This is a genomic window from Dokdonia sp. Asnod1-B02, from assembly GCF_045063955.1.
Taxonomy (GTDB): domain Bacteria; phylum Bacteroidota; class Bacteroidia; order Flavobacteriales; family Flavobacteriaceae; genus Dokdonia.
The window spans coordinates 594,518-612,189 of the sequence record NZ_JBEFNW010000002.1 but is presented as its reverse complement, the minus strand read 5'-3'; the positions used below and the strand labels follow the sequence as shown (position 1 = coordinate 612,189).

The following is a 17,672-nucleotide window of genomic DNA, read 5'->3' as shown; positions in this document are numbered from 1 at the left end:
AAACCGTACTTTAGACCAGCAGAATTCAATTTGAACTCTCATACAAAATTACAAAACTAACTACCCATGCGAAAGATTCTCGTAATAGGCGCTGGAAAATCCACGAGCCAACTCGTTAACTACCTACTTTCTAAATCTGACACCGAAGATTTACACATTACCGTAGGCGACATCTCTATAGCCAATGCTCAAAAACTCATCAATAACCATAAAAATGCTACGGCAATAAGCCTTGATGTATTTAACAAGGAAGAACGTGAGCAGGCTATTAAAGCAGCAACTATAGTAATCTCTATGCTTCCTGCTCGTTTTCATATTGAGGTTGCTAGAGACTGCGTTACTTTTGAAAAGTCTATGGTAACTGCTTCTTATATTTCTGATGAGATGGAAGCGCTTGATAGCGCAGTAAGAGAAAAAGGTCTTGTATTTATGAATGAGATAGGTCTAGACCCAGGCATAGATCACATGAGTGCCATGCAGGTAATAGATCGTATACGCGATAAAGGAGGAAAGATGATTCTTTTTGAATCTTTTACAGGTGGTCTCGTAGCACCAGAAAGCGACACTAATCTATGGAATTATAAATTTACTTGGAACCCTCGTAATGTCGTTCTCGCAGGTCAAGGTGGCGCAGCCGAGTTTATACAGGAAGGAACTTATAAATATATTCCCTATCAAAGATTATTTAGACGTACAGAGTTTTTACAGATAGAAGGTCACGGTCGTTTTGAAGGATATGCAAATCGTAATTCTCTTAAGTATCGCTCTGTATATGGTCTCGATGACATCCCTACACTGTATCGTGGCACCATACGTAGAGTTGGCTTTTCTAGAGCTTGGCAAATGTTTGTACTTCTAGGTATGACAGACGATAGTTATCAACTAGAAAAAACGGAGCACATGAGCTACCGTGATTATGTGAATTTATTTTTACCATACTCCCCTACAGATTCGGTAGAGCTTAAACTGCGTCACTACTTAAAGATTGATCAAGACGATTTACTCTGGGACAAACTATTGGAGCTCGATCTTTTTAATGCTACCAAAAAACTAGGACTTACAAATGCAACTCCTGCTCAAGCATTACAACGCATCCTAGAAGATAAATGGACGCTAGATGCTAAGGATAAGGACATGATTGTCATGTATCATAAATTTGGCTATGAGCTTGACGGTAAGCGCAAGCAGATTGACGCCACGATGGTAAACATAGGAGAGGATCAAATAGAAACAGCAATGGCAAGAACGGTAGGTTTGCCAGTAGCTATGGCAACCTTACGCATTCTTAATGGAGAGATTACTACATCTGGAGTGCAACTCCCTATTAAAAAGGAAGTCTATGAACCTATTCTCAAAGAACTGGAAGAGTATGGCATCACCTTTAAAGAATACGAGGTTGACTATCTAGGTTATAATCCAGATATCGTAGGGGGATAACCTTTTTAAAAATTAAATTACAGTTTATAACTATTTATATATCTTGTAGTTTCAATATAGAACCTTCTTGAGATGAAAATTGTAAAAGACGAACTTATAATAGATGGTATAGATAAGATAATCTTGCGCCAACTTATGGAAGATGCTCGTAAGCCTATTCTTGAAATTGCTCGTAAAGTGGGCATTTCTGGAGCTGCCATACACCAGCGTTTACGCAAGCTAGAGAAGTCTGGACTTATAGCTGGCTCTAAGTTTATCATAGACCCAAAAGTGCTAGGCTATCGCACACAAGCATTTATAGGAGTATATCTTGATAGAGCTGCAAATAATGCAAGAGCAGTACGACAACTTAAAGATATTCCCGAGGTGATAGAGTGTCATTACACTACTGGAAACTGGTCTGTACTTATCAAAATTCTCTGTAAAAATAACGAGGACTTGATGAATTTACTCAATAAAAAGATTCAAGCGATAGACGGTGTATCACGCACTGAAACCTTTATCTCGCTTGATCAACAAATAGACAGACAGATTAAAATCTAACTTTTCACGCTTTCGCGAAAGCGTAACATTTACAAATATTTACGCATAAAAAAACCTCTCACTTGGAGAGGTTTTTCTTTTAACTAAGCTTTTGTTACAGCCCAGGATAGCTACCCGTAAGGATTTCAATACCATCAATTACCCAACCTACAATAAAGAAACCTGCTGTAAGAATAAATAAGATGTTCCAGCCTATTGGGCTTCCTAAGTACCATCTGTGTGCTGCAAAACCTCCTAAGAATAACCATAATAAAATAGCTATCAGTTGGCGATCTGCTTCTACTGCTGCAGGTGAAGTAAGTACTTCTGCCTGATCATCCTCAGTAAGTGTTACTCCGTTTACGGCAGCAACTGCTGTTCTCTGTACTGGAAATCCAGCATAGGTATTTGTAACGGCAAGCATTACAAACGCAAATAATAGTGTAATTTTGAGTCTCATAGTTTGGTTTTGTTTTTATTAGACCTAACTAAATTACCTAAAAAACAGCTATGTACTTACGAAGAATTCTCTTTTTTACATATTTCCTGCTCGCAGCAACTGCTTACGGCCAACTTACTGCTTATGAATATATGGGCGTTATAAAACTTAATGACTCGGCTTTTATTTCTTATAAACTAGCCTTTGAGGAAGTAGATGGTAGAGTACAAGGATACTCCATGGCAGATTTAGGAGGAAAACATGAAACTAAGTCTAATATCAAAGGAATTTACGATAGTGAAAACAAAATATTCTCCTTTGCCGAATATGATATTGTATACACAAAATCTCCACTAGGTGAGGTAGACATGTGTCTCATAAACTTTGAAGGTAAAATGAGAAAACTTGAAAACAATAAAGCTTTTAGCGGTGACTTTAAAGGCCTCTACCCAGATAAGAGCTCATGCCTAGATGGGATGCTCATCATGTCTGCCACAGAAGAGGCGCAAGCTAGAATTGCCAAGCTAGACAAGAAGATTCAAAAATCTAAAAAGGTAAGCCAGGAATTAAAAGATAGGATTTCGGCAAAGCGCTCTGTAGATACGCTTACCATGAGTATCGTAAGAAAGAATGAAAACCTCAACGTTTTTACTAAAACTAAAGATGTTGTGATTTCTATTTATGACTCCGGTAAAGTAGATGATGATCGCATAAACCTTTATGTAGATGATGTACTTGTACTAGAAGATTACTCAATAGAAAGAGCTAAAAAGCAAATACCAATCACCATTACAAAGGAAACAACCGTCGTGCGCGTAGAAGCCCTTACAGAAGGGACCTCTGCACCTAATACCGTTAAGGTAGAAATACAAGACGGCATGAGTTTAATCACTACAAGAACGAGCCTTAAAACGGGTGAGAAAGCAGAGCTTACCTTAGTGAAGCAGTAAAAAAGCTAGTACTCATTATAATTAAGCACAAAAAACCCACGCTATAAACGTGGGTTTTTCTATTTAATATTTTCGCGAAAGCGAAAAAATTGTTGAATCTAAGCGACTAGCGCCTAGTATCTGTAGTACTCTGGCTTAAATGGCCCTTCTACTGTCACACCGATGTAATCTGCCTGCTCTGTAGAAAGAGTTTCTAACTCTACACCTAGACGTGATAAGTGCAATGCTGCTACTTTCTCATCAAGGTGCTTAGGAAGCATATATACTTCGTTGTTATAGTTTGCACTGTTTTTCCAAAGTTCGATTTGTGCTAGTGTCTGGTTTGTAAATGAGTTACTCATTACAAAACTAGGGTGACCAGTTGCACAACCTAAGTTTACAAGACGACCTTCTGCAAGAACGATAATATCTTTACCATCTATAGTATACTTATCTACTTGTGGCTTGATTTCATCTTTAGAAGCTCCGTGCGTGCTGTTTAACCAGCCCATGTCGATCTCATTATCAAAGTGACCTATGTTACATACAATTACTTTATCCTTCATAGCCTCAAAGTGCTCTGGGCGTATGATGTCCTTGTTTCCAGTAGTAGTAATCACGATATCTGCGTTACCTACTACAGAGTTAAGTTTCTTTACTTCAAATCCGTCCATTGCAGCTTGAAGCGCACAGATAGGATCAATTTCAGTTACTGTAACAATAGATCCAGCACCTTTAAAAGAAGCTGCTGTTCCTTTACCTACATCTCCGTATCCACAAACTACTACACGCTTTCCAGCAAGCATAGTATCTGTAGCACGACGTATAGCATCTACCGCACTCTCACGACATCCGTACTTGTTGTCAAACTTAGACTTAGTTACAGAATCATTTACGTTTATTGCTGGCATAGGTAATGTTCCTTTCTTTACACGCTCGTAAAGACGGTGTACACCCGTTGTAGTTTCTTCTGAAAGACCTTTAATGTCTCCTGCTAGTTCTGGATAACGATCTAATACCATGTTAGTAAGATCACCTCCATCATCAAGGATCATGTTTAATGGCTTACGATCTTCTCCAAAGAAAAGTGTTTGCTCGATACACCAGTCAAATTCTTCTTCATTCATCCCTTTCCAAGCATATACTGGTATTCCAGCATCTGCAATTGCTGCAGCAGCCTGATCTTGAGTAGAAAATATATTACAAGAAGACCAAGTTACCTCTGCTCCTAGTGCTTTTAATGTTTCAATTAATACAGCTGTCTGTATTGTCATATGCAGACATCCTGCGATACGAGCACCTTTAAGCGGCTGCTCATCTCCATACTCTTCACGTAGAGACATAAGCCCAGGCATCTCTGCCTCTGCAAGTTCGATCTCTTTGCGTCCCCAACCCGCTAGGGAAATATCTTTTACTTTGTACGGTACGTACGGTACTGTCTTTGTGCTCATAATTTGTATATTTAGCTTATTTCTTAGCAGTGGCAAATTTACGCAATACCTTACAGAAAACCTTTTAATCGATGCCTCTTTACAAAACGATAACAGTTAGCTCGAGTACAACAGTCTATATTTGGAAGATTGAAGAAGATATTACTACGCTTTCGCGAAATATAAAACTTACAGATCATTGCCAGAATAGACTACAAGGAATGAAGTCTGAGCTTCATCAAAGAGGCTTCATGAGTATACGCCATCTCCTCGCCGAAGCTGAATATACAGATTTCGATTTATATTACGATAAGAATGGGAAACCCCACCTTCATGATGGGAAACATATTTCTATCACACATAGCTACACCTTCACTGCCATTATTGTAAGTGATCAACCTGTAGGTATCGATATAGAAAAGCAACGTAACAAAATCTTGCGCATTGCTCATAAGTTTACGCCTATAGAAGAATATTACACACTTACTAATGCAGATGCTCGCATGCGCAAACTCACCATTGTATGGGGAGCAAAGGAATCACTTTACAAACTATATTCACAAGAAGGTCTGAGTTTTTTAAAGCATATAGACGTTACAGATTTTGATTTTGACGATGGCAAGACTACAGCCACTGTAAATTATGAAGGCGCAGTCTCCACCTATGATCTCACCTTTATGGAGTTTGAGGGATTTACCTGTGTATATGGATTTTGATTTTGGTCCCGATAGCTATCGGGATTGAAGGTTTTACCTGCGTCTATGGTTATTAATAATGAATAGCATTCTTTGTACTGCAATTCCTACCTTCGTGTGGTGACTATATATTCCCAAATCATACATAAAAAAGAAGAAGGCGGTAAACTACTCGCAATTCTCATAGATCCAGATAAGTTTGAATTGGATTCCGCTTTCGCGAAAGCGTACTTGAAAAAAATACCCGCTACTACAACTCACATTTTTATAGGGGGAAGTACAGACCCAGCACGTAAAACAGCAACTGTGGTCCAACTTCTAAAAGCCGAAACAGCATTACCCATAATTTTGTTTCCAGGAAATTACAATCAGGTTACTCCAGATGCAGACGCAATATTATTTTTATCATTACTATCTGGTGATAATGCCGAATTTTTAATAGGCCAGCAAACCAAAGCTGCGAGAGCAGTGCAGCAGAGCGAGCTTGAAGTAATCCCCACTGGATACTTACTCATAGACGGCGGATCTGTAACTGCCGTGCAACGAGTGAGCCAGACCAGCCCAATGTCGCAAGATGATATAGAACGCATAGTAGACACGGCACTTGCAGGACAATATTTAGGTAAAAAATGTATCTATCTAGAAGCAGGAAGCGGTGCAAAAACCGCGGTGCAACCTCCAATTATCAAAGCTGTTTGCAATGCACTTACCATCCCAGTAATCGTGGGCGGAGGTATTAGAAATTCTACTCAAATGGAGCAAGCCTATGAGGCTGGTGCAACAATGGTCGTTATAGGCACAGCTTTTGAAGACAACTCATGGAATGACTGCTAATTGAATATTAAATCAACCTTATGAAATACATCATTTATCTAATAACGGTTTTCATCACAACACAACTACTAGGTCAAACGACCTATGTAATTGATGCGGTGTCAAAAACACCGGTTTCCTTTGCTACTATTTCTTTTGGTGATGGAAGAGGAACATTTGCAGGCGATGTTGGCGAGTTTACATTTATTAGCTCAAAATATAAGGATATTGACAGTTTATACATCTCGGCAATAGGTTTTAAGGAACAAGCTTTTGCTGCCGCTAGCTTACCAAAGAAAATATTTCTAGACCCAGAAGCGAGCTTACTTTCTGAAGTTATCGTTACCGCAGAGAAGAAAGGGAAATACAAGAAAAAAAAATACAAGGAGACTACACACACTAATTATTACAACTGCTGGCTCCCTACCGTAGAAAGTGAGGTTGCTGTCCTTTTTAATCGTGAGGAAGGAAAGTCTTCAAAAATTGCACAACTGTGGATTCCTATAAACTCAGAAAAGGAATATCGCAAAAAAGGTAACATGCAATTTTCTACCTTGTTCCGCATTCAGTTTTATAAAAATGAAAATGGATTGCCTGGGACACCGGTAATACATAGAGATATTGTTTTTCGCGTAAGCGAGCAAGATGACGAGATGTACGAATTAGATATAGATAAATATCAAATTTTCATTCCTAAAGACGGGATTTTTGCCTCCTTACAAGTACTAGGATATGCAGATAAGCAAGGAAAGCTCATACAGACTAAAAAATATAATGAAATTGAAACTCCTAGAGGAATTCAAAAAGTATCTGTTACTTTTAGGCCTTTATTACCGTTTACAAATGAATTGCCATCACAAAAAACATATGTAAGGAGAGTCTTTTTTAATAATAAAAAATGGCAAGTATTTGACCGCACTTACAATGAGCATTCTGCGCTCGTTAAAACTGGAAATGTAAATTATGGAATGGGTGCATTACTGCACGTTTATCAAGAATAATAACTATGCAAATCTCTGTAGATCTTACTTTTAGTCCGCTACAAAATGATTACGAAATGGATATCATTAATTTTATAAAGCGACTACGCGACTCTGGCCTTACCATTATAGAAAATCCTCTATCCACTCAAGTATATGGGGACTATAACAAAGTGATGACTACACTTACTAAAGAAATGAAGCGCAGCTTTGAGGAAATAGGCATCGGTCTATTTTATATAAAAATTGTAAAAACAGATCGCTCTGATTATGTCGCAGATTTTTGATTTCCTTTTTGGCCAGTACGCCACATACGACACCCTAGACATTGTCTTAGAACTTATAGCAGCGATATTTACAATCGCATCTGTAGTCTACTCAAAACAAAATAACGTTCTCGTTTTTCCTACAGGAATGATTTGCACAGCAATCTTTGTGTATCTGCTACTCAAATGGGGACTACTGGGAGATATGATGATTAATGGATATTACTTCATCATGAGTGTTTATGGATGGTACATCTGGACGCAAAAAGTAGACGGCGTTGCAGTTACTCCTATTACAAGTGCTACTAGAAAGGAACACCTCCTCTCTGTAGTTATTTTTATTACATCTGCAATTTTTGTGTACATCGTATATGTCATATTTGATAAAATTGAACACTGGACATCTTACGTAGATATGATTACCACAGGCATCTTCTTTGTGGGAATGTGGCTTATGGCTAGACGTAAGATTGAGAACTGGATATACTGGATCATAGGTGACATTATCACCGTACCTCTTTATTTTTACAAAGGACTCACTTTCAGTAGTATTTTATATTTTGCACTCACTATTATTGCCATTTTTGGATATTTAGCATGGAAGAAGAACTTAGACAAGTCACCAGTAATTGCATAAGAGTTTGCCTTATTGGACCAGAAAGTAGTGGGAAAAGTACGCTTTCGCGAAAGCTAGCTCAGCATTACAACGCACCCTTAGTGCTAGAATATGCAAGAGAATATCTTCAAGATTTATGGGACACAAAGCAAAAGATATGCAGACCAATGGATCTGCTACCTATTGCCAAAGGCCAAATGAAATTAGAAAATGCTGCCGTAGCTAATGCCACAAATCTAGTTATTTGTGATACTGATTTACTCACCACAAAAATATATAGCGAGGCTTACTATGATGGCTGGTGTCCAGAATTATTAGAAAAAATAGCATTGGAAAACACATATGATTTGTATCTTTTAACGTACATAGATACTCCATGGGAGAAAGATGACCTTAGAGATCGCCCAGAAAGAAGAGAGGAAATGTTTAATTATTTTAAACATACCTTAGAGAAATATAAAAAACCATTTATTCTCGTAAAAGGCACTGTGCCAGAAAGAATGAAAACTGCAACTACATCTATAAATACACTTTTAGTTTGAATATCACAGAGCAAGACATAGAGCACATCTCAAATTTAGGTGTAACCAAGGATCAAGTAGAACAACAGTTCCAGATACTTAAGGAAGGAATTCCTTTTGCAAACTTGCGCAGTGCGGCTACTAAAGGTAATGGTCTTATTGTGCTCAATCCAGAAGAAGAAAAACAACTAGTACAACATTACGAGGATAGTAAAAGTGCAATACATCCATTAAAATTTACTCCAGCATCTGGGGCTGCTACGAGGATGTTCAAGTTTCTATTTGAATTTGTAGAGGACTATAACCCTAAAGATGGAAGTATTAATGCATACATAAATAAGAAAGGAGTTCCAGAGCTTAGATTATTTTTTGTGGGCTTAGAAAGCTTTCCTTTTTACAAGAGAATACGCGCACGCATTAAAGAAAAGTATGGCAAAGATGGAGCAGATGTCAATGAAAATAGATTGCGTTTTGTAAAAATAATGCTTGAAGAGAAAGAACTTAATTTTGGAAAAAAACCTAAAGGATTATTCCCTTTTCACAGTTATAAGAAATATGTAGCAGCAGCTTTTGAAGAGCACCTTTTTGAAGGCTCTCTGTATGCAACAAAAGACACCGTCGCCCGACTTCACTTTACGGTTTCAAAAGAACATCAAAAGAGATTTACAAAACGTTTTCATAAACGCAAAGATTATATAGAACGTAAGACAGGCATGACCTTTGACATATCTTATTCTTACCAAGACTCAGCTACAGATACGGTTGCCATTACAGAGTCAAATACTCTTTTAAGAGATGAGGAGGGAAAACTCATATTTAGACCTGGAGGGCACGGAGCTTTAATAAAGAACTTAAATGAGCAAGATGCAGATATTATATTCATTAAGAATATTGATAACGTTGTTGTAAATAAATACAAGACTCAAGTTGCTTATTATAAAAAGATGCTTGCTGGAAAGTTACTTTCACTTCAAGCAAGGTCTTTTGAATATCTTAAGAAAATTGACAATCAAAATGAACTTTTAGACAGCGAGCGTATGGAGATTGTTACTTTCTTAGAAGATGATCTATTCTTAAGGCTTCCTGCAAACTTTAAAAAACTTGAAAACGCCGCACAAACAGATCTTTTGATAAAATCACTAGATCGCCCCATACGCGTTTGTGGTATGGTGAAAAATGAAGGCGAACCAGGAGGCGGACCTTTCTGGGTGCTTCATGAAGATGGTACTGAGAGTTTGCAAATTATAGAAAGTGTACAGATCAATCCTGATGACAAGGAGCAGCAAGAAATTCTTAAAAATGCGACTCACTTTAATCCAGTAGACATTATTTGCGGTGTAAAAAATTACAAAGGAGAGAAGTACGATCTTCTCAACTATGTGGATTACAAAGCAGGATTTATTGCATCAAAAAGCTACCAAGGAAAGAAAATAAAAGCACTTGAACATCCAGGACTTTGGAATGGTGCTATGGCACATTGGAATACCATATTTATAGAAGTTCCACTAGTTACTTTCAATCCAGTAAAAACGGTAAATGACCTTCTTAAACCAGCTCACCAAGTAAAATAACACAATCATAGGTTAAATTTTGTTTAATCTTATTTATTAAAAGATAAACAATAAGTATCTTTATTTCAAAATAGAAATATGGATACCGCACTGGTATGGTTTAGAAATAATTTACGAACACAAGATAATAGCTCCTTGACTCATGCAATTGCTTCAGGCAAGCGTGTAATTGGGTTGTATTGTTTTGACCTTAGACAATTTCAAATAGGTGATTTTGGGTTTAAAAAGACGGAGAAATATCGAGCTCAGTTCCTGATTGAGACTGTCCAAAATCTCAAAAAGAATATCAACAATCTCAACATCACTTTGATTGTAACTCACGAGCAACCAGAAATAACTATACCGGAACTCATAGACCAACACAACATCTCAGAAATCTACTCTCAAAAAGAGTGGACGTGTGAAGAAAATGAAGTTACCCTTGCTGTTGAAAAAAAGTTAAGTAACGTAAAACATCACACCTATTATGATCAGTTTCTCTTTCATCCCGAAGATATTCCTTTCGATACTTTCGGAGACATTCCTCAAGTATTCACTCAATTCCGTAAAAAGTGCGAGAAAGAAGGCAGTGTCAAATCTTTACAAGAAAAAATCGAAGCGCTTCCTTCAAAAAATCTACTCGATGAAGAAAGCAGCGTACCTAACCTGCAAGAGCTAGGCTTAGATACTTTTATTAAAGACCATCGCTCTGCATTTCCTTGGAACGGCGGAGAAGACGAGGCTTGGAGCCGACTCAATAATTACTTCTGGAATACAAAAAAACTCCAGTACTATAAGAAAACACGCAACGGACTCGTAGGCGAAGATTATAGCTCAAAGTTATCTGCATGGCTGGCAAACGGATCTATATCTGCTCGCCAAATTTATTGGGAGGTAAAAAAGTTTGAAAAGGAAATCATTTCAAATCAAGATACCTATTGGCTTGTTTTTGAATTGATATGGAGAGATTATTTTAAGTATGTCTCTCTTAAACACGGTAACGACCTGTTTAAAATAGGCGGCATTCTGAATAAAGAATACGACTGGAAGCGTAATGATAAAGCCGAGCGCGAGTGGATTCATGGCAATACAACATATGACTTTGTAAATGCCAATATGATTGAGCTCAAAGAAACAGGATGGATGTCTAATCGCGGTCGTCAGAATGTTGCGAGCTTCTGGGCAAAAGAGCAACAACAAGACTGGCGCGTAGGCGCTGCTTACTTTGAAAGCATCCTCATAGATTATGACGTGCATAGCAATTGGGCAAACTGGATGTATAACGCAGGAGTAGGAAACGATCCTAGAGACAGAAAATTCAATATCAAAAGGCAGCAGGAAATGTATGACGGTAATGGCAAGTTTGTAAGACTGTGGACTCAAAATGAATTATTTTAAATGAGCACTTTACGACTTATTCTGGGCGATCAGCTCAACCACAAGCACTCCTGGTATCAAGGGCAATCTGACGATGTTATTTATTTCATGGCAGAAATGCGCCAAGAGACAGATTATGCTACCCATCATATTCAAAAAGTTGTCGCCTTTTTTAAAGCAATGCGCGAGTTTTCTGATTGGCTTACATCTCAAGGACACAAAGTGATTTATTACACCCTAGATGCGCCTGAAAACACTCAAAGCCTCATTGACAATGTTGAGCAACTTATTAAGGAAAATAATATATCACTATTTGAATACCAACTTCCAGATGAGTACCGTCTGGATGAAATGTTATCACGCTTTCGCGAAAGCGTAACAATCAAAGTAAAGTCATACGATACAGAGCATTTTATGACTTCTCGTACCGATCTCACTTCGTTTTTCGAGGGTAAGAAGCTCTTCACCATGGAATATTTTTACCGCATGATGCGCAAGAAATATGACGTCATGATGATAAACGATAAAGATCCCGAAGGTGGTAAATGGAACTTTGATCACAGTAACCGCAACAAATGGAAGGGAGACACTTTAATTCCTATTGAAAAGACTTTTGACACCAACGTATCATCTATCGTAAAGCTCATTGAAAGTGCTGGAGTTAAAACCATAGGACGCATAGACGAAAAGAATTTTGCTTGGCCTACTACACGCACTGAATCACTTGAAGTGCTCGATTATTTTTGTGAGCACTTGCTAGTTCATTTTGGCGATTATCAAGATGCGATGGATCCAGATCAAGCCTACTTATATCATAGCAGATTAAGCTTTGCAATGAATAGTAAGCTGCTAGATCCTCAGGAAGTCATAGAAACGGTTATTAACTACTGGAGAGCACATCAAGAAGAAATAAATATTAGTCAGGTAGAAGGTTTTGTAAGGCAGATTTTGGGATGGAGAGAGTACATGCGAGGCATGTATTGGAAAGAGATGCCAGCATTTGCAACGACTAATCACCTTGAGAATCATAATTCGTTGCCTGATTTTTATTGGACTGGAAAGACTAAGATGAACTGCCTTAAGTGCAGTATCAACAATAGTCTCGATAACGCTTATGCACATCACATACAGCGATTAATGATTACTGGCAACTACGCGCTTCTCACCATGTGTGATCCAGCACAAGTAGATGAGTGGTATTTGGGCATTTATATAGATGCCATAGAATGGGTTGAAATCACAAACACTCGCGGGATGTCTCAATGGGCAGATGGTGGTAAGATTGCGACAAAACCCTATGTGTCTAGCGGAAGTTACATCAACAAGATGTCTAATTATTGTAAAGGATGTCATTATAAAGTGAGTAAAAAAACAGGCGAAGATGCATGTCCTTTTAACTCCTTGTATTGGAACTTCTTAAATGAAAAACAAGAATATTTTAAAGGAAATAACCGCATGAGTATGATGTTGAGCCTTTTAAATAAAATGGATAAGAAAACATTACAAGCACATCAAGAACGTGCAGAAGACATTATTAAAAACCCCGCAAATTATTAAAAAAGAGGTAAACATAGTATGGTTTAAAAGGGACTTGCGCTTGCATGACCACCTATCCTTGTACAATGCTTTGCAAGAGGGTAAGCCGCTTCTTTTACTTTACATTTTAGAACCTTCACTAGAAGCAGATCCTCATTACAGTGATCGTCACTTTAACTTTATTAAAGAGTCATTACTTAATCTTCAGAAAGAATTAAAAGCATTTAATTCTAAGATTTTGATTATTCACGATGAGGTGGTCTCTGCTTTTAAAGAACTTATAAAACATTATAAAATTCACACCGTTTTCTCACATCAAGAAACTGGACTGCGTATTACCTATGATAGAGATCTTGCCCTAGAAGCATATGCAAATAATCTAAAAATAGCGTCACCAGAAAATAAATTTGGATGGGTAGAATTTGCAAACAACGGAGTGCAACGTAAACTAAGAAATCGTGTAGGATGGAGCGAAGACTGGGAGTGGTTTATGAAACAACCACAGATTCCTTTTCAGCCAAGAAAAGATCAATTACTATCAATAGAAGAGATTAATGCTCTAGAAGACAATTTTAAAAAAGTCTCTTTACACACACCTGCATCTAGTCCTTTTCAAAAGGGAGGGACAACGATGGCGATGCGCTACTTGGCGTCATTTTTGCATCATAATCGATACCTCAATTATGCAAAACATATATCAAAACCTAGCCTAGCTAGGAAGAGCTGCTCTAGATTGTCACCATACATCGCTTGGGGAAATGTGAGTATACGCCAAGTGTATCAGGAAGCAAAACATTTTCGCGAAAGCTCTAAAAATAAAAGTGCCATCGATGGGTTTACTTCACGATTGCGATGGCAAGCACATTTCATTCAGAAGTTCGAAATGGAGGACTCGATGGAATTTGTGAGTGTAAACAAAGGATATCACAAGCTCTCAAAAAATGTGAATGTTAAGTATCAAAAAGCTTGGAAAGAAGGCAAAACGGGATATCCTCTAGTAGACGCATGTATGCGATGTCTGTGTGAGACCGGCTATCTCAATTTTAGAATGCGTGCTATGACGCTATCTTTTTTTACGCATAACTTATGGCAACCTTGGCAAGATGCCACGTATCACCTAGCCCAGCAGTTTCTTGATTTTGAACCAGGTATTCACTACCCTCAAATACAAATGCAAGCGGGTGAGACAGGAATAAATATGCTACGCATATACAATCCAGTTAAAAATAGTTACGAGCACGATGAAGATGGTGAGTTTATAAAGAAATGGATTCCAGAATTGGCAAACGTACCCGTCGCATACATCCATGAACCGTGGACGATGAGTGCTCTTGAACAACAATTTTGCAATACAGTAATAGGTGAAAATTATCCTGCGCCTATAATTGACATTAAGATAACGGCAAAATATGCGGGAGACGTATTGTGGAAGCTTAAGGAAGATAATATTGTAAAGCGAGATGCGTATCGTATCTTAAGACGACACACGCTCGCAAACAGAAATAATTTTGATTAAAAGACTATGAAAAAGCAAGAAATACCAGAATTTACAGAACGCGAACTAGACCGTATTATAGAAATGGCTTGGGAAGATAGAACTACCTTTGACGCTATAGAAATGCAGTTTGGGATTAAGGAACAACTTGTAATCGAAGTAATGCGTCGTGAGATGAAGGAAAGTAGTTTCCGCATGTGGCGTAAGCGAGTGCAAGGACGTAAGACAAAGCATGAAGCAAAACGTGCTTATGGTATGGATGATGCACGCTTTAAATGCAGTCGTCAAAAACAGATTACACATAATAAAATTTCAAAAAGAAGGTAATACTATACTATTTACTTTCAAGTAAGGGATCACCACTATGACAAAGAAAAAACCAGACCAGGTTGTTTATAATGAAGAGAAGGGTAAGTATGATGCTGCACTTACTCCTTATGCAACAAACTTAGGAGCGCCAGCTATCGTAACTGACGATGTAACTACATGGAAAAACTCAAATATCAGTAAGGTTAACCATCAATTTAAGACTGAATATGAGGAGTTAAAGGCGCAGTATGAAGTGATGATGAAAAAGTTTGAATATAACAATCTCATCTACGCTGCAAAGTTCTCTTTCGAACCGATTGTAGGTGCTATTTACCATCTATATCGTTCTAAAAGTGGAGAGCCATTTTTGTCTTTAATTTCGCCAGAAGAATGTAATTGGGATTTTGCCGGAACCTTTGAATTAAAGGCCGATAAAATCTGGAACCGACTAGACACTCCAAAAGAGGAAGAAGAAGAAAATGAAAAATAATTTACAACAAGCCACGATAGGTGGAGGATGTTTCTGGTGTGTAGAAGCCGTTATACAACGCTTAAAAGGTGTTTCTAACGTGGTTTCTGGATATGCTGGAGGGCAAGTACCTGGACACCCTACCTATAGAGAGATTTGCTCCGGACTTACGGGACATGCAGAGGTGATACAATTTGATTTTGACCCTGCCTTAATTACCTATGCAGAGATACTTACTGTATTTCTTACCACACACGATCCTACAACCCTTAATCAACAAGGGGCAGATCGTGGGACGCAATATCGATCTGTGATTTTTTATCATAACGATGAGCAAAAAGCACAAGCAGAACAAGTGATTAAAGTAGTACAAGAGTATTATGAGGATCCAATAGTTACTGAGGTTTCAGGGCTACCTACATTTTACGACGCTACGCAAGAGCATCAAGACTACTATAATGAAAATAGACAGCAAGGGTATTGCCGTGTTGTCATAGATCCTAAAGTAGCTAAGCTCAAAAAGTTTTATGAGCATTTACTCGCTTCTTAATACTGCAACAAATTATAAGAAAGCCACATTACTCTTGAAAATAGAGTAATGTGGCTTTTTAAGTTGTGGTGGGATTAGTACGCTTTCGCGAAAGCGTAACTCATTATCTTTCCATATTGATCAATCTGTAAATCAGAATTGCCGTACGCTTTGTGAGCATTTCTATAGTTTTAACATTTACAGTCTCACTAGGAGTATGAGCTCCCGTCCCCATAGTTCCCAGACCATCTAGGCAAGCCACATACGCTGCTACAAACGAAGTATCTGCTGCACCGCGCTTTCCAGGATCATAGGCCGCAACAGCAGGACCTCCCATATCTTGACTCACTTGGCTTAAAATTTCTAGTACCTCATAATTTTGAGGAGTAGGTTGCATTGCTGGATAACTATCTTCAAACTCAACAACGGCACTTGTATGCGGTAAATTATTTGCTACAATCTCACGCATTTTTGCACGTGCTTCTTCCTTCTGCTCTTCTGAGATAAAGCGAAGACCTCCTTGCACATATGCTGTTTGTGCAACTACATTCCCTTTTCCAAAAATACTTCCTTTACTTTCTTCTGGGTTGAGCTCCATTGTGGTACCTCCCAGCATCATGCCTGGATTAAAAGACAGTAATTCTGGGCCTCTTACTTCATTATAGAAACCGTTGAGGATACGTGCAAGTTCAAAATTTGCTCCTGCTCCTACGCTTTCGCGAAAAATTCCGCTAGAGTGCGCTCTCTTTCCAGTAACTGTAACTTTCCAGTTAGAAGATCCTCGTCTTGCTACGGTAGCATTATCAAATCCTGTCGAAGTTTCAAAACCTAAAGCGATATCTGAATTCTTTGCAGCATCTATCAAATCTTTTCTGCTTATTGTAAGTGGTTTTCCGGTACTTTCCTCATCTCCTGTGAAGGCTACGGTGATTTGTGCATCGTCAAGTAATCCTGCTTCTCTAAGAGCCTTAAGTGCATATAGCACTACTACGTTACCACCTTTCATATCATTTGCGCCAGGACCTTTTGCAATAGAATCATTCACCATTTCAAATTGCTGAAACTCGCTATCGTCCTCAAAAACGGTATCTAGATGCCCTATAAGAAGCAATCGCTTCCCTCTTTTTCCTTCTGTACTAGCAAATAGATGTCCTGCTCTATTCATCTCAGAGGGCATATCAATCCAATTTGTAGTAAAACCTATATCTGTAAAAGACTCAGAGAATACATCGCCCACTTCTTTCACACCTTTTGTATTAAGTGTACCACTATTAATGTTTACTACATTTTTGAGAAACTCAATACTTTCCTCTGTATGTGTTTCTACGAGGTTTACAATTTGTAGCTCTTCTTTTGATAATTGTTTTGTAGAAGATTGCGCATGGAGTACTCCTGTTTTCGCGCAAGCAATCATTAAACTAATTACAATTAGAAATAATATCTGATGGTTCTTCATAAGTTTTATATTTAAGAGGCGATTATCTCAAAGATAATCAATGCTCAATGATTGAATTCTTGAGTTATTTTTCTTTTTTTTTCAAATGGAGGGTAGGAGTTTTTATAATTGGGCGGTTATATAACAAAGAATTAATCCTACTAAAAATAATGTTCCCCCACTTTTTTGGATTAGTGAAAACTACTTTTGAGTACAATTTCAAAAAAAAGCTGAAAAAACCTTAAGAAATATTTTTCTTGGGGTTTTCTCTTTTTAATTACTCTTCTTTTTGAAAATACCTGATTCTGAACACATAAGAATCAC

At 37.9% G+C, this 17,672-nt stretch carries 19 protein-coding genes; 16 read left to right on the top strand and 3 right to left on the bottom strand.

Features of this window, described 5'->3' with window-relative positions; genetic code table 11:
* Positions 1 to 66: 66 nt before the first annotated feature.
* Positions 67 to 1,437, top strand: coding sequence for a saccharopine dehydrogenase family protein (locus ACJJVU_RS02840; RefSeq protein ID WP_405222088.1), 1,371 nt, complete (start codon positions 67 to 69; stop codon positions 1,435 to 1,437).
* A gap of 72 nt (positions 1,438 to 1,509) precedes the next feature.
* Positions 1,510 to 1,980 carry an Lrp/AsnC ligand binding domain-containing protein gene (locus ACJJVU_RS02835; RefSeq protein WP_013750864.1) on the top strand — a complete coding sequence of 157 codons (471 nt, stop codon included), beginning with the start codon at positions 1,510 to 1,512 and terminating at the stop codon, positions 1,978 to 1,980.
* Positions 1,981 to 2,074: 94 nt separating this feature from the next.
* Here ACJJVU_RS02835 and ACJJVU_RS02830 read toward each other — a convergent pair whose 3' ends face one another.
* Positions 2,075 to 2,419, bottom strand: a complete 345-nt coding sequence (locus ACJJVU_RS02830) for a TM2 domain-containing protein (protein ID WP_405222085.1) — start codon at positions 2,417 to 2,419, stop codon at positions 2,075 to 2,077.
* A gap of 50 nt (positions 2,420 to 2,469) precedes the next feature.
* Between ACJJVU_RS02830 and ACJJVU_RS02825 the strand changes: the two genes are divergently transcribed.
* Complete coding sequence (locus ACJJVU_RS02825; RefSeq protein WP_405222082.1) at positions 2,470 to 3,348, top strand: hypothetical protein; 879 nt, start codon at positions 2,470 to 2,472, stop codon at positions 3,346 to 3,348.
* Positions 3,349 to 3,461: 113 nt separating this feature from the next.
* On the opposite strand, the gene ahcY is transcribed toward ACJJVU_RS02825, so the two are convergent.
* A complete protein-coding gene (gene ahcY / locus ACJJVU_RS02820; protein ID WP_405222079.1) occupies positions 3,462 to 4,778 on the bottom strand; it encodes an adenosylhomocysteinase in 1,317 nt (438 codons plus the stop codon).
* A 71-nt stretch (positions 4,779 to 4,849) separates the two neighbouring features.
* On the opposite strand from ahcY, the gene ACJJVU_RS02815 reads away from it, so the two are divergent.
* From ACJJVU_RS02815 to msrA, 13 genes are all read left to right on the top strand, one after another.
* A complete protein-coding gene (locus ACJJVU_RS02815; RefSeq protein WP_405222076.1) occupies positions 4,850 to 5,473 on the top strand; it encodes a 4'-phosphopantetheinyl transferase family protein in 624 nt (207 codons plus the stop codon).
* A 99-nt stretch (positions 5,474 to 5,572) separates the two neighbouring features.
* A complete protein-coding gene (locus tag ACJJVU_RS02810) occupies positions 5,573 to 6,286 on the top strand; it encodes a geranylgeranylglyceryl/heptaprenylglyceryl phosphate synthase (protein WP_405222073.1) in 714 nt (237 codons plus the stop codon).
* 20 nt (positions 6,287 to 6,306) lie between these two features.
* Positions 6,307 to 7,266 (top strand): carboxypeptidase-like regulatory domain-containing protein, encoded by a 960-nt coding sequence (locus ACJJVU_RS02805; RefSeq protein WP_405222070.1) that lies wholly within the window; start codon positions 6,307 to 6,309, stop codon positions 7,264 to 7,266.
* 5 nt (positions 7,267 to 7,271) lie between these two features.
* Positions 7,272 to 7,532 (top strand): hypothetical protein, encoded by a 261-nt coding sequence (locus tag ACJJVU_RS02800; protein WP_405222067.1) that lies wholly within the window; start codon positions 7,272 to 7,274, stop codon positions 7,530 to 7,532.
* Positions 7,516 to 8,148 (top strand): nicotinamide riboside transporter PnuC, encoded by a 633-nt coding sequence (gene pnuC, locus ACJJVU_RS02795; protein WP_405222064.1) that lies wholly within the window; start codon positions 7,516 to 7,518, stop codon positions 8,146 to 8,148. Before ACJJVU_RS02800 ends, pnuC begins: the two co-directional genes overlap by 17 nt.
* A complete protein-coding gene (locus tag ACJJVU_RS02790; protein WP_405222061.1) occupies positions 8,109 to 8,669 on the top strand; it encodes an AAA family ATPase in 561 nt (186 codons plus the stop codon). Before pnuC ends, ACJJVU_RS02790 begins: the two co-directional genes overlap by 40 nt.
* Positions 8,666 to 10,219, top strand: a complete 1,554-nt coding sequence (locus ACJJVU_RS02785) for a DUF4301 family protein (protein ID WP_405222058.1) — start codon at positions 8,666 to 8,668, stop codon at positions 10,217 to 10,219. The genes ACJJVU_RS02790 and ACJJVU_RS02785 overlap by 4 nt, the downstream gene beginning before the upstream one ends.
* A 78-nt stretch (positions 10,220 to 10,297) precedes the next feature.
* Positions 10,298 to 11,596, top strand: coding sequence for a DASH family cryptochrome (locus tag ACJJVU_RS02780; RefSeq protein ID WP_405222056.1), 1,299 nt, complete (start codon positions 10,298 to 10,300; stop codon positions 11,594 to 11,596).
* Positions 11,597 to 13,132 (top strand): cryptochrome/photolyase family protein, encoded by a 1,536-nt coding sequence (locus tag ACJJVU_RS02775; RefSeq protein WP_405222054.1) that lies wholly within the window; start codon positions 11,597 to 11,599, stop codon positions 13,130 to 13,132. It begins immediately after the preceding gene.
* Positions 13,095 to 14,627 carry a deoxyribodipyrimidine photo-lyase/cryptochrome family protein gene (locus ACJJVU_RS02770; RefSeq protein ID WP_405222051.1) on the top strand — a complete coding sequence of 511 codons (1,533 nt, stop codon included), beginning with the start codon at positions 13,095 to 13,097 and terminating at the stop codon, positions 14,625 to 14,627. Before ACJJVU_RS02775 ends, ACJJVU_RS02770 begins: the two co-directional genes overlap by 38 nt.
* A gap of 6 nt (positions 14,628 to 14,633) precedes the next feature.
* Entirely contained in the window at positions 14,634 to 14,933 is a 300-nt protein-coding gene (locus ACJJVU_RS02765; protein ID WP_108877294.1) for a TIGR03643 family protein, read from the top strand.
* A gap of 37 nt (positions 14,934 to 14,970) precedes the next feature.
* A complete protein-coding gene (locus ACJJVU_RS02760; RefSeq protein WP_405222048.1) occupies positions 14,971 to 15,405 on the top strand; it encodes a DUF2452 domain-containing protein in 435 nt (144 codons plus the stop codon).
* Positions 15,395 to 15,934: a peptide-methionine (S)-S-oxide reductase MsrA gene (msrA, locus tag ACJJVU_RS02755; protein WP_405222045.1), complete on the top strand. Its 540-nt coding sequence runs from the start codon at positions 15,395 to 15,397 to the stop codon at positions 15,932 to 15,934. The genes ACJJVU_RS02760 and msrA overlap by 11 nt, the downstream gene beginning before the upstream one ends.
* A gap of 103 nt (positions 15,935 to 16,037) precedes the next feature.
* Here the strand turns inward: msrA and ACJJVU_RS02750 are convergent, their stop codons facing one another.
* Entirely contained in the window at positions 16,038 to 17,369 is a 1,332-nt protein-coding gene (locus ACJJVU_RS02750) for a M20/M25/M40 family metallo-hydrolase (protein WP_405222043.1), read from the bottom strand.
* Positions 17,370 to 17,672 lie beyond the last annotated feature (303 nt).